We start from the raw sequence: 11,507 nt of genomic DNA on the forward strand, positions 1-11,507 counted from the left end.
CGTAAACTTTGGTTTTTTAAAGGTCTATTTTCATCTTTAGATGGTGGAACGGAACTATTTCGACTATTTTTACGATGCGTTAAGTCCTCGATTTTATCAAGTAGAGTCTCAATTATTGATTCTAATTGTATAATTCTTGACTCTAATTCTGCAATACGTTTTTTGTCGGAGTTCAATTTATAATGCTTTGATACAAAGGAAACAAACACAATTTAAAAGCACTAAAAATCAAACATGTAATTGTTACCTAGTAACTAACAAATGTTAACAAGAACGTTCTTTTTCCTAAAAGCAAGGATAGAATTGTTAATAACTAGCTCTTTTTTGAAATCTAGGCTGAATAGTTACCTTTTATCAATATTTTAAATAGTACATTTCACTACTTTAGAGTAGCTCTACGTAATACCCCCTAAACTAAAAGCCACAAGATGGAATTCAACTATTTAGAAAACCAAAAAGATAAAAATCATCATTTAATAGACCATTTTTATCAATTAAAAATAACAAAAGAAGACCTGCCTTTTAAATCTGTAATACTTTCTGTAGGCTTAATAAGTATTACTTGTGTTTTTGGAGAGCAACAATATGCATTGCAAAACAGCATTAAAACACCTCTTAAAGACCTAACTGTTGCAGGGCAGACCCTGGGTGGTTATCAGTATCTTATAAATGCCTCTGGATACTCTATAGCTTTCTGTCTAAAACCAAGTGCTCTTTATAAAATAATGAAAATAAATGTTTCTACAATTACCAATAAACATGTTTCTTTAAAAGAACTAAATATCGATTTGTACAACCAATTAAATCCGTTATTTTTAACGTATAAAGATGATATTTCTGCACTGATACCTTTAATTTATGAGGTATTTGACGCGATTCCTTGTATACAGGATAAAAGTTTAATTCATATTGATAAGGCTGTCGATTTAATTATCGAAAAAGAAGGTTTAATTAAAGTAAATGAATTGCTTAAAATAGTTCCTTTTAGCCAAAAATCTCTTGAAAATAAGTTTAAAATAGCAATAGGGCTAACGCCTGGGAAATACATACGTCAATATCGCTTTATGAAAATGATGCGCAAATATGAGAGTAAGCAAATGGATTTTAAAGATTTAATGTACCTGTATAACTATTACGATCTTTCGCATTTTTTAAAAGATTTTAAACTTTTTATGGGACAAACACCTAACTCCTATTTTAAAAAAGAATATCCGCTTTTAAAAAAATACCTTAAAGAATAAATACTAAATTTCATCTTGTTTAATGGGTAAAAATTATAGCGTTCTTAAATAGTTCCTTGCCATATTTTAGAAAAAATGTAATTTATACTTACCATAGTTCAAGAAGTAGTTCAAAAACGCGTAAATAATAATAATTAATCGCCCTTTTTATTTTTTTTGCCATAAAACTTACGATTTTTTACCGTTTTTATCAATACATATAGGTTAAATTTGAAGAGTTAATTATATTTACAGTTTTGGGGGAAACTAATAATTAAGTATTTTAAGAGAACTAATTTCATTTAATTAGTTCTCTTTTCTTTTTAAAAAACTGTCACAATTATATTTTTTTTAAGTCTTTAGATTAAAACCCATTAATTCTTATTAAAATGATGCTTAAATTTACTTTCTTCAGTTGTTTACTTTTATTGACAACCAGCTTCTTTGCTCAACAAAATATTGAAGCATCTGCTATTATGAAAAACATAAAAGCAGGTAAGTCTATCTCCTATCAAAATGCCACAGTAATAGGGGTACTAGACTTTACTTTTATGGATGACGCTTTAGAAAAATCACCAAAAAAGAAGAAAAATAGTTGGTGGAATAATGGCGGATCTGATAATACGATTCAAAAAATGATTGAAGTAGAAATCTCTTTTGCAAACTGTAGGTTTAAAGATGATGTTTTAGCTTATATTCCGGATGAAGATTCTGGCTATACTTTTACGGCAAGTTTTGGCGATACAGTCGTTTTTAAGAATTGCAAGTTTGAAAAAAAAGCAATGTTTAAATATTCTATTTTTGAAAAAAATGCAGATTTTTCTGGGACTATTTTTAACGATGATAGCACTTTTAAATATGCTAAATTTGATAGCAATACCAGTTTTTTAAATACTAAATTTTCTGAAACATCTACTTTTAAATATGCTGTTTTTAGTAAAAATGTAAGTTTTGCCGATTCAGTTTTTGAGGATTCTGCAATATTTAAATATACCAAATTTAAAAACGGTGTTTCTTTTAAAAACGCAAATTTTAAAGAAGATTTAAATATTAAATATATGGAGGTATCTGGTGATTTTAATATTAGTAAAATGAAGGTTGGTTTTGAGATAGACTCAAAATACACTAAAATTAATGGCCAAAGTTTTAATAAAAATCTGTTAGAAAATAGACGCTAAAATACCGCTACATTATTTAAAAAAGGATGACTTTGCGTCATTTTTTTTTTAGTTTAGAGAACTTTATACAGTTCCAAAAAATAAACGACCGATAATCATTGCCAAAAAAATACAGCGTTAAAAATAAAATGTTAGTAATCGTTTAGCAAACTAAATATTTACTCTTTTTATAGCGATCAAAAAGCTAATATGTTAAGGAAAACATAAAAAAAAGGATTAAAGCTTATATTATTCTTAAAATATCAAGTATATTAATAACTATTTGTAAAATTAAAGGATTTTTACTATTTTGCGATACAAAAATAGATTTTATGCCAACAGAAATAACTAGGATATTTGACTTTCCATATTATCAATTAGAAAAGTACAATCTTAAAAAAGCTTTTTCAACAAAATATGATGGAAAATGGGAATCTATCTCCTCTCAAGAGTATATAGACCAATCAAATCAATTAAGCAGAGGATTGTTAAAATTAGGAATACAACCTGATGATAAAATAGCCATAATTTCTACGAATAATAGAAACGAATGGAATATTTGTGATATTGGTGTTTTACAAACTGGTGCGCAAACCGTGCCGATTTATCCAACGATTTGCAAAGATGATTATGAGTATGTAATCAATCATTCTGAAGCTATCTATTGTTTTGTTTCTGATGTAGATGTTTTAGATAAACTAAATCAAATAAAAGATAAAACAAAGTTAAAAGGAGTTTATACCTTTAATGATATTAAAGGAGAAAAGAGCTGGAAAGAAATTTTAGAGTTAGGAAAGGACACAAGCAACCAGAACGAAGTAGAACAAAGAAAAGATGCCGTTAAAGCAAACGATTTGGCTACTTTAATTTATACTTCTGGCACAACAGGCACACCAAAAGGTGTTATGTTATCTCATAATAATATTGTTACAAACGTGTTATCCTCTAAAAAAAGAGTTCCCTTAAAATATGGCGATGCCAAAGCATTAAGTTTTTTACCTGTTTGTCATATTTTTGAGCGTATGATTTTGTATTTATATCAATATTGTGGTGTAGACATCTACTTTGCTGAATCTATAGAAAAACTTACCGAGAATGCACAAGATGTAAAACCAGATGTAATGACGGCAGTACCTCGTCTTTATGAAAAAATATATGATAAAATTATTTTAAAGGGCGAAGATTTATCTGGAATTAAAAAGACGTTGTTCTTTTGGGCAGTAAATTTAGGCTTAACCTATAAACCTTATGGAGAAAATGGCTGGTGGTATGAAAAGCAATTAGGCTTGGCGCGCAAACTTATCTTTTCTAAATGGCAAGCAGCTTTAGGTGGTAATTTAAAATTGATGGTTTCTGGAAGTGCAGCGCTACAACCAAGATTAACGCGTGTTTTTGCCGCAGCAGGAATGCCAATTATGGAGGGCTACGGACTTACCGAAACCTCACCAGTAATATCTGTGAATGATGTAGAAAGCGGCGGTTTTAGAGTAGGAACCGTAGGTAAGGTAATTGAAAATGTAGAAGTTATCATTGCCGAAAATGGTGAAATTTTAGTAAAAGGACCTAATGTAATGTTAGGCTATTATAAAGATGCTAAAAAAACAGCCGAAGTTCTTAAAGACGGTTATTTTTATACGGGCGATAAAGGGCAAATTGATAAAGATGGTTTTTTACATATTACAGGAAGAACTAAAGAAATGTTTAAAACCTCTGGAGGTAAATATGTAATTCCGCCTTTATTAGAAGGAGAATTAAAACAATCTTTATTTATAGAACAAATAATGGTTGTTGGTGAAAATGAAAAAATGCCTGCCGCTATTATTCAGCCAAACTTTGAATATTTAAAAGACTGGGCAAAAGACCATAATATTGTTTTTAGTTCTAATGAAGATTTAATTAAAAACGAAAAAGTAATTGCAAAAATTCAAGAAGCAGTAAACAACTGTAATTGTCAATTTGGTAATTGGGAACAGATTAAACGTTTTGAGTTAACGCCCGATGAATGGTCTATAGACGGTGGTCATTTAACACCAACCATGAAAATGAAACGTTCTATTATTAAGAAGACGTACCAAAATTTATATGATAAAATATACCGATAAATTCTTTGAATAAATAGGTTTAAAAAAGACAAATCCCAAGCTAAAACTTGGGATTTGTCTTTTTTAAAAAATTGAACTATAATTATATTGAGAAAACGAATCTCAATTAAATCATATAAAATGGCAAAGAAAAATTGACTGTTAAAAAGCTTTTAGTGCAAATTGCATCCAACTTATTTCTGAAACAAGTAACGGCATATGCTTGCAACCAATTAACAGATTCGCAAGTTAGAAAACCTCGAGAAAATGAATTCGCTGCATTCAAAAAAGCAGCGAAAGAAAAATATCTATTTAAAGATTTTGAAATTCAACTGTAAATATGGAAAGGTGGCGACAAAAAAGTGCTTTTTATTCACGGTTGGGGAGAACAGGCAGGAAATTTTTCTGATTTAATAGAAAGCCTTTTAACAAACGGGTTTACTGTCTATTCTTTTGATGCGCCATCGCACGGCTATAGCTGTAAAGGAGATACTAGCTTATTTAAATTCTCTGATTTAGTTAATGTTTTAATAAAAAAACACGACTTTAAACTTTTAGTGAGTGATTCTTTTGGAAATGTAGCAACTATTTATGCGCTTTTTAAAACCAAACATACACATTGCTAAATACGTTTTAATTACAACCCCAGACAAATTTATAGAACAAATAGATGCTGTTTCAGAAATGATTGGGATCAACGAAAAAGTAAAAACCAACTTCATAAACCGGTTAGAAAAAAAATAGGCAATGATGTAAAAAATCTAAACGTTAGCGAGTTTGTAAAGTCTATAAACGTAAAAAAAGCGCTCATAATTCGTGATATCAAGGATACAATAATTCCTATTGCGCGCGTCAAAAATGTACATTATAATTGACCAGTATCTAAATTTATAGAAATTGAAGGAACAGAACATTTTCGTGTTTTACGCACAAAAAAAAGTGACCGACAAAATCATAGATTACTTAAATAAAGAAGAAAGCTTGCGCATACAAGATGATAATATCGTTAAGTTACCAACGAACAGAATTTAACCCATAAAAAAATCTCAAGCAAAACTTGAGATTTTATTTTGTTACACAACAAACACTATAATTATAAAACCTTTATAGAACAACCAATTGCTCTTGTAGTCGTTTTTGTTGGTTTTTTCCCTGCCAATAGATAATCCACTGTATTTTCTACATATTTTTCTGAAACAGCATCAGAATTTTTAGAATTATTATCAATAGCGCCGATATATTGTACTTTCATATCATTTTTAGTTACAATATATACATGCGGAGTTTTTGTTGCTCCGAACTTCGGATACACTTTTTGTCCCTCATCAAATAAATAAGGAAAATTAAACCCTTTTTCTTCAGCTCTAGCTTTCATATCTTTAAAACTGTCGCCAGCAGATGCTTTTGGATCATTCGGGTTTATTGCAATTACTTGAAACCCTTTAGATTTGTATTTTTTATCTAACGCTATAACTCTGTCTTCATTCGCCACTGAATACGGACACATATTGCAAGTAAAAATAATAATAAAGCCTTTAGCGTCTTTATAATCGGCCAAAGAAATCATTGTATCATTTATATTTTTTAAAGAAAAATCTTCTATGGTATCTCCAACCAGGTAACCAGAATCAGTTTTGAACGTAAAAGCTGCGGTAGAGATTGCCACGACTGCTAACAATAGGATTGTTTTTATATTTTTCATAGTTTACAGTTTTAAAAAATTCTTAAGTTCGTTTTCTAAAGTTTCATACTCAAAAGATTGCTCATAAAACTTTCTGTTTTTCTTATTATAAATAAGAGTTGCTGGCAATGCGCCAGTCCAAGATTCATCAATTGCTTGTATCCAAAAATCTTCATTTGCATCATCTAATAACACAACTTCAGCTTGTAGTTTTTTCTTGTTGATAAAAGGAATTAATTTTTTATCCACTTGTTTCGGAAAATCTAAACTAACTAGTAAAACCTCTACATTTTTAGTAGCATATTCTTTCTTTATTTTTTCGAAATAAGGCAACTCAACTACACAAGGCGCACACCAAGTTGCCCAAAAATTTACAATATAAGTTGTATCATCATCCTTCTCTAATAGCGGTTTTAGTTGCTCGTAATTGTAATTTTTCACAACCTTAACGGGTTTAAAATCGTCAACAACTACTATTTTTTCAGCATTCTTTTTACAAGAAAAAAAAACTAAAAAAAAGGATAAAACTAAAATTGATTTTTTCATCGAACTAAAAATATAAAAAAACGGACTTACTGAAACCAAAATCCATCCAAAATTAACTTTTAAACTACGTTTTATTTCCTTTTGGGGGAATTAAAAGAGCTTTTTAATCATAAATTTCATTCAATACTTTTGCCAAACGAATTCCCCCTTTTTGCAATTGCATTCTTACGGTTCCAAAATGATCATAAGAGTATTGATACCGTAAATTCTCTCCCTTTTCTACAGAATTGTAAACCTCTTTTGTAATTTTATGTACTTCGTGTACCCAATCTATAATAGTTCCTTGCTCGATGGCTTTAATTTCTTCTTTAGATAGATCTGCGGCATTATTGGCCAACTCAACATAACTCATCTCCCAATCATCAATCATTTTAGAATCCCAAACGGCGTGTAAATTAGTTCCTTTTCCAAACCATTCTACCTGAACTGCATTACCCCCTTTATCTTCTTTTTGACCAATATGCATCGGTTGGTGTAAATCGCCCACAAAATGAATCAGTAATTTTAAATGAAAAGCCTTGTCTTCTTCGCTGCTTGTTTTGTCCTTTAGAATCTCGATGCAGGCGTTAATTCCGGTTACCAAATCTCCTTTAGGATTCTTCTCTGCTTCTTGATACGTTTGATCTAAATTCATATTTACATAATGCCAAGGATAATATTTACTATATTTTCTATCCGATTTTATTTCATCTGCAAACGTAGATACAAAGGCTAAACTTTGTCCTTTTAACAATTTATCAATTTGCTTTTTAGCTTTTCTTGTTAAATGCTTTTCAGCGATTTTACCAGTAACTCGATGTCCGTTTTTACCCCAAAAAACTGCTTCTTCAGATTTGGTATGCATCATTAAAAAAAAGGGTAGTAATAAAAGTAATTTAATTTTCATGGGTATGATCTTGTGTTTATTATTTTGCTAAATTATAAAATTAATTGACCAACTGTTTGTTAATTACAAAAAAAATAATATATCTTTACGATATCAATTTAATATCATTTTAAAACATCAACCAAATGAAAGTAGAAAAAATTATCAAACCCGCAAATGGGTATTTAATGTTATTCGTTGTTTTTGTGTTATTCTTTGGCGGAATTGCCATCTCTATAATTCAGGAAACAGCCCTTTATTTACCCCTTATATTTTTAAGTTTTATAGGGTTTTTCGGGTTTATTTTAGTGAACCCAAACACCTCTAAAGTTATTCTTCTTTTTGGCAAATATGTGGGCACTATTAAAGAAAACGGTTTGTTTTGGGCAAATCCTTTTTTCACTAAAAATAAAATTTCTTTAAGAGCAAGTAATTTTGATAGTGAGCGTTTAAAAGTGAATGATAAGTTAGGAAACCCAATTATGATTTCTACAATTTTGGTTTGGCGAGTTACCGATACGTACAAAGCTGCTTTTGATGTAGATAATTATGAAAACTTTGTGCGCGTACAAACGGATGCCGCCGTTAGAAAATTAGCAAGTATGTACCCTTATGATAATTTTGCAGATGAAGGCAGCGATGAAGACATCACCTTGCGTTCTAGTGTTAACGAAGTTTCTGAAGCGTTAGAAAAGGAAATTGACGAACGTTTATCGATAGCAGGTATTGAAGTTTTAGAAGCGAGAATTGGTTATTTGGCATATGCGCAAGAGATTGCATCTGCCATGTTAAAAAGACAGCAAGCTACTGCAATTGTAGCAGCAAGACATAAAATTGTACAAGGTGCTGTAGAAATGGTAGAAATGGCTTTATTCGAATTAAATAAAAGACAAATTGTGGAGTTAGATGATGAGCGGAAAGCGGCAATGGTTAGTAACTTATTGGTTATTTTATGTGGTGATAAAGAAGCTTCACCGGTTGTAAATGCGGGAACTTTGAGTCATTAAAAAAACCCACCCTAACCTTCCCGAAGGGAAGGAACTTATTGCGAATAAAAAAATATAGCATTGAAAAATACTCAAACATATCAAATAATTAATGGCGTTTTAGAAATTAACAATTCTGAAATTAAAATTAAGTATAAAAAATTTAAATATGGTTTAGAGATCTTTAAATTTTTTGCAGGGGTTGCTTTTATTTCATCTTTTATAAAAAAAATAGAAAATTATAAAAATCTACATAAAACCTACGAACTAGTACTCTTTTGGTTTTTTGGATTAGCTTCTTGTATTTTAATCTATTTCTTTATTCGCTCAATATTTAAAAAAGTTTGGACTAATACAATTGAGTTAAATGATTTAATAAAAATTGAAATTGGCTATGATCTTGAAAAAGAAATAGAAATAGATGAAGATAGTAAAATTGAAATAACACTCCTCAAGAACAACGGAAGAGAAAAAAAAATTGAATTAAAAAAAGAAAATGGCCAATTAGAAAATTTCTTGAGCGAAATTAAACAAAGAAATACGAGAATTAAAATTGAACATCCATAAATGAAAAACAAACAAATTTATGCATTTGCTATTAGTGCCGGTTTAGGAACTTCTATAGGAACAACTATTGGCGCAATCGTTAATAATGTTGCCATGGGTTTAATTTATGGCTCTTTAATTGGAACTATAATTGGAGTTATTGTTGGTCTTGTTATTTTAAAGAAAGAATAAATTATGAAAGAATATAAAGTAGTAGAACTAAAATTAGGTTTAAGAAATCGTGTTCAAAATTTTGAAGATTTGCTAAATCAATACGGAAGAGAAGGTTGGAAATATGTTGAAGTTCCTCCTGGTTGGAATTCTGTAGTTTTCGAAAGAGATAAAAACCGATAAAATGAAAGAATATAAATTTTTAAAACAGAAAATGACTTGGTCTAAAAGTCAAGATAATTTTGAAGACGAAATCAATTCGCATGCAAAACAGGGTTGGCGCGTAGTTAATGTCTACGCAAATACCAGCGGGGGCGTTTATGCGTTGTTAGAAAAAGATAAAAATAGGTAACATGAAAGTTTTTAAAGAGGAGCAACGTTTTACACAAACTTGGTTAATTCTCATTCTAATAATTGCACTTATCGTTCCACTAGGAATTGGTATTTATGGGATTATTCAACAACTAATTTATAGCATACCATTTGGAGATAAACCAATGTCAGATTTAGGATTAATAAGCTTTACAATTGGTATGTTTTTGTTAACACTGCTTACTTTCTTTATAAAGTTGGTAACAAGAATTGACGAAAAAGGAATTCATTATCAATTTTTTCCTTTTCATTTTTCTATGAAAACAATTTCTTGGAATGAAATTTCTAAAATAGGTGTTAGAACCTATTTGCCAATAAGCGAATTTGGTGGTTGGGGATTAAGAGGCGGCTTTTTTTTCAATAAAGGAAAAGAAAAGGCAGTAAATATTTCTGGTAATATTGGTATTCAACTGATTTTTAAAAATAATAAAAAATTATTAATAGGAACGCAACAAAAAACAGCTGTAGAAAGCGTGCTTAAAACCTATCAACATAAAATACAATGATCAAATTTATTACATACCTTATCATTAGCATTTTCGGAATAACAATTTCTTTCGCGCAAGTAAAATCCGAAGAAATAATTATCAAAAACCAAGCAATTCAATTGGCTGGAACGCTCACTTATGTGGCACAGGAATCACCTTTAATTATTTGGGTACATGGTTCTGGCCCAGTTGATAGAAACGGAAACCAACCTGCACAAAATATAAAAGCGAATTACATTAAACAATTTAGGGAGGCAGTAAATGCAGAAGATATTGCTTTTTTTAGTTATGATAAACGCACCGCAAATTCTAAAAACATTGCTTTATTAAAAGATGTTCTAATAACTGATTTTATCACAGACCTTGAACAAGTTATACATCATTTTAAAAACGACACAGGCTTTTCAGAAATTATTTTAGCCGGCCATAGTCAAGGTTCATTAATTGCCATGATGGCCTTAGAAAATGTTGATAAATACATTTCTATTGCAGGTGCAGGAGAAACGATCGATCAAACATTAATCAGACAAATAACAGCACAAAATCCACCATTTGGAAAATTGACAGAAGGTTATTTAAAAGAACTGAAAGAAACAGGAGAAATTAAGCAAGTAGATCCTAATTTAGCATCACTTTTTGCAAAACAAAATCAAGCTTTTTTAGCTTCTTGGATCGCAATAGATCCGTTAAAAGAAATTAAAAAAATTACAATCCCTGCGCTACTTTTAAATGGTGACAAAGATGTACAAGTTGAAGTTTCTAATGCACAAAATTTAAAAAAAGCAAAACCCGATGCAAAATTAGTAATCATTAAAAACATGAACCATGTTTTAAAAGATATTCAGAAAGATGAAGACAACATGAAATCTTATTATTCATCTGAATACCCAATATCAAAACAACTAATCCAAACAATCCTCGAATTTGTAAAACAATAAAATGGCGAAGAAAAAAGCTTTCGCGTTGCGAGTTAATGAAGAGATGATCAAAGCTATTGAAAAATGGGCTGCTGATGAGTTTCGTTCTACAAACGGGCAAATAGAATGGATGTTGATGCAGGCTTTAAAAGATGCCAAACGCGAGCCTAAAAAGAAAGAAGAGTAAGTTTATCTCCTGCAAGGTTTTCGAAACCTTGTAGGTTTATTTTTAGTATAATATTTTTCTATCATTCAAAATCATTCTTGTCCGATAAAAGACTCAAGATTGCTACGCTTTTAGAACCAAGACTTAATCCTAACTACCTGACAAACAAGCATAAATTGAAATAAAATTGTTTACTTTACTTTTATAAAATTATTTTTAAAAAAGTAAGGTGTCATTTAAAAAATTCGCTATATCCATTATTTAAGAAGGTTTATCAAACTAAAGCTAATTTTAATCGGACACCAATGATT

Annotated in this window: 16 protein-coding genes; 12 read left to right on the top strand and 4 right to left on the bottom strand. The window is 30.1% G+C overall.

Translation table 11 applies throughout. From position 1 onward, the window contains the following. Window positions 1–209 (bottom strand): DUF6444 domain-containing protein (locus tag ES044_RS19485; protein WP_223269181.1); only part of this gene is annotated, 209 nt, incomplete at its 3' end. Between the two features lie 219 nt (window positions 210–428). Here ES044_RS19485 and ES044_RS09115 point away from each other — a divergent pair. The 4 genes from ES044_RS09115 (at window position 429) to ES044_RS09130 (ending at window position 5,084) form a co-directional block, all read left to right on the top strand. After that, window positions 429–1,241, top strand: coding sequence for a helix-turn-helix domain-containing protein (locus ES044_RS09115; RefSeq protein WP_147120664.1), 813 nt, complete (start codon window positions 429–431; stop codon window positions 1,239–1,241). Between the two features lie 455 nt (window positions 1,242–1,696). Beyond that, window positions 1,697–2,398: a pentapeptide repeat-containing protein gene (locus ES044_RS09120; RefSeq protein WP_223269277.1), complete on the top strand. Its 702-nt coding sequence runs from the start codon at window positions 1,697–1,699 to the stop codon at window positions 2,396–2,398. A gap of 311 nt (window positions 2,399–2,709) precedes the next feature. Next, window positions 2,710–4,479: an AMP-dependent synthetase/ligase gene (locus ES044_RS09125; RefSeq protein WP_147120666.1), complete on the top strand. Its 1,770-nt coding sequence runs from the start codon at window positions 2,710–2,712 to the stop codon at window positions 4,477–4,479. 341 nt (window positions 4,480–4,820) lie between these two features. After that, the gene (locus tag ES044_RS09130; protein WP_189663351.1) at window positions 4,821–5,084 is read left to right on the top strand and encodes an alpha/beta hydrolase; all 264 of its coding nucleotides are present in this window, start codon (window positions 4,821–4,823) and stop codon (window positions 5,082–5,084) included. 467 nt (window positions 5,085–5,551) lie between these two features. On the opposite strand, the gene ES044_RS09135 is transcribed toward ES044_RS09130, so the two are convergent. The 3 genes from ES044_RS09135 to ES044_RS09145 all read right to left on the bottom strand — a co-directional run bounded on the left by ES044_RS09135 (window position 5,552) and on the right by ES044_RS09145 (window position 7,571). Next, window positions 5,552–6,160 carry a thioredoxin family protein gene (locus tag ES044_RS09135; protein WP_147187040.1) on the bottom strand — a complete coding sequence of 203 codons (609 nt, stop codon included), beginning with the start codon at window positions 6,158–6,160 and terminating at the stop codon, window positions 5,552–5,554. Between the two features lie 3 nt (window positions 6,161–6,163). Further along, window positions 6,164–6,685 carry a TlpA disulfide reductase family protein gene (locus ES044_RS09140; protein WP_147119203.1) on the bottom strand — a complete coding sequence of 174 codons (522 nt, stop codon included), beginning with the start codon at window positions 6,683–6,685 and terminating at the stop codon, window positions 6,164–6,166. Window positions 6,686–6,788: 103 nt separating this feature from the next. Then, window positions 6,789–7,571, bottom strand: coding sequence for a S1/P1 nuclease (locus ES044_RS09145; RefSeq protein WP_147119201.1), 783 nt, complete (start codon window positions 7,569–7,571; stop codon window positions 6,789–6,791). A 125-nt stretch (window positions 7,572–7,696) separates the two neighbouring features. Here ES044_RS09145 and ES044_RS09150 point away from each other — a divergent pair, with 125 nt between their 5' ends. Genes ES044_RS09150 through ES044_RS09180 form a run of 8 tightly spaced genes read left to right on the top strand, consistent with a single transcriptional unit; the run spans window position 7,697 to window position 11,217 of the window. Further along, window positions 7,697–8,557 (top strand): SPFH domain-containing protein, encoded by an 861-nt coding sequence (locus ES044_RS09150; protein WP_147119199.1) that lies wholly within the window; start codon window positions 7,697–7,699, stop codon window positions 8,555–8,557. 60 nt (window positions 8,558–8,617) lie between these two features. Beyond that, the gene (locus tag ES044_RS09155; protein WP_147119198.1) at window positions 8,618–9,103 is read left to right on the top strand and encodes a hypothetical protein; all 486 of its coding nucleotides are present in this window, start codon (window positions 8,618–8,620) and stop codon (window positions 9,101–9,103) included. Further along, window positions 9,104–9,274 carry a hypothetical protein gene (locus ES044_RS18530; RefSeq protein WP_189663264.1) on the top strand — a complete coding sequence of 57 codons (171 nt, stop codon included), beginning with the start codon at window positions 9,104–9,106 and terminating at the stop codon, window positions 9,272–9,274. Between the two features lie 3 nt (window positions 9,275–9,277). Further along, window positions 9,278–9,436 (top strand): DUF4177 domain-containing protein, encoded by a 159-nt coding sequence (locus tag ES044_RS09160; RefSeq protein WP_147119197.1) that lies wholly within the window; start codon window positions 9,278–9,280, stop codon window positions 9,434–9,436. Window position 9,437: 1 nt separating this feature from the next. Continuing rightward, window positions 9,438–9,605 carry a DUF4177 domain-containing protein gene (locus tag ES044_RS09165; protein WP_147187042.1) on the top strand — a complete coding sequence of 56 codons (168 nt, stop codon included), beginning with the start codon at window positions 9,438–9,440 and terminating at the stop codon, window positions 9,603–9,605. Window position 9,606: 1 nt separating this feature from the next. Continuing rightward, window positions 9,607–10,131 carry a hypothetical protein gene (locus ES044_RS09170; RefSeq protein ID WP_147119194.1) on the top strand — a complete coding sequence of 175 codons (525 nt, stop codon included), beginning with the start codon at window positions 9,607–9,609 and terminating at the stop codon, window positions 10,129–10,131. Beyond that, window positions 10,128–11,051 carry an alpha/beta hydrolase gene (locus tag ES044_RS09175; protein ID WP_147119192.1) on the top strand — a complete coding sequence of 308 codons (924 nt, stop codon included), beginning with the start codon at window positions 10,128–10,130 and terminating at the stop codon, window positions 11,049–11,051. Before ES044_RS09170 ends, ES044_RS09175 begins: the two co-directional genes overlap by 4 nt. 1 nt (window position 11,052) lies before the next feature. Then, window positions 11,053–11,217 (top strand): Arc family DNA-binding protein, encoded by a 165-nt coding sequence (locus ES044_RS09180; RefSeq protein WP_147119190.1) that lies wholly within the window; start codon window positions 11,053–11,055, stop codon window positions 11,215–11,217. Window positions 11,218–11,507 lie beyond the last annotated feature (290 nt).

This window comes from Polaribacter sp. IC066 (assembly GCF_007997085.1).
Classification (GTDB): domain Bacteria; phylum Bacteroidota; class Bacteroidia; order Flavobacteriales; family Flavobacteriaceae; genus Polaribacter.

Excerpts from the sequence above, each read along its gene's own strand:
- ES044_RS09165 (WP_147187042.1), top strand. The coding sequence starts at position 9,438 with ATGAAAGAATATAAATTTTTAAAACAGAAAATGACTTGGTCTAAAAGT.
- ES044_RS09180 (WP_147119190.1), top strand. The coding sequence starts at position 11,053 with ATGGCGAAGAAAAAAGCTTTCGCGTTGCGAGTTAATGAAGAGATGATC.
- ES044_RS18530 (WP_189663264.1), top strand. The coding sequence starts at position 9,104 with ATGAAAAACAAACAAATTTATGCATTTGCTATTAGTGCCGGTTTAGGA.
- ES044_RS09140 (WP_147119203.1), bottom strand. The coding sequence starts at position 6,685 with ATGAAAAAATCAATTTTAGTTTTATCCTTTTTTTTAGTTTTTTTTTCT.
- ES044_RS09175 (WP_147119192.1), top strand. The coding sequence starts at position 10,128 with ATGATCAAATTTATTACATACCTTATCATTAGCATTTTCGGAATAACA.
- ES044_RS09150 (WP_147119199.1), top strand. The coding sequence starts at position 7,697 with ATGAAAGTAGAAAAAATTATCAAACCCGCAAATGGGTATTTAATGTTA.
- ES044_RS09120 (WP_223269277.1), top strand. The coding sequence starts at position 1,697 with ATGAAAAACATAAAAGCAGGTAAGTCTATCTCCTATCAAAATGCCACA.
- ES044_RS09145 (WP_147119201.1), bottom strand. The coding sequence starts at position 7,571 with ATGAAAATTAAATTACTTTTATTACTACCCTTTTTTTTAATGATGCAT.
- ES044_RS09115 (WP_147120664.1), top strand. The coding sequence starts at position 429 with ATGGAATTCAACTATTTAGAAAACCAAAAAGATAAAAATCATCATTTA.
- ES044_RS09170 (WP_147119194.1), top strand. The coding sequence starts at position 9,607 with ATGAAAGTTTTTAAAGAGGAGCAACGTTTTACACAAACTTGGTTAATT.
- ES044_RS09160 (WP_147119197.1), top strand. The coding sequence starts at position 9,278 with ATGAAAGAATATAAAGTAGTAGAACTAAAATTAGGTTTAAGAAATCGT.
- ES044_RS09135 (WP_147187040.1), bottom strand. The coding sequence starts at position 6,160 with ATGAAAAATATAAAAACAATCCTATTGTTAGCAGTCGTGGCAATCTCT.
- ES044_RS09125 (WP_147120666.1), top strand. The coding sequence starts at position 2,710 with ATGCCAACAGAAATAACTAGGATATTTGACTTTCCATATTATCAATTA.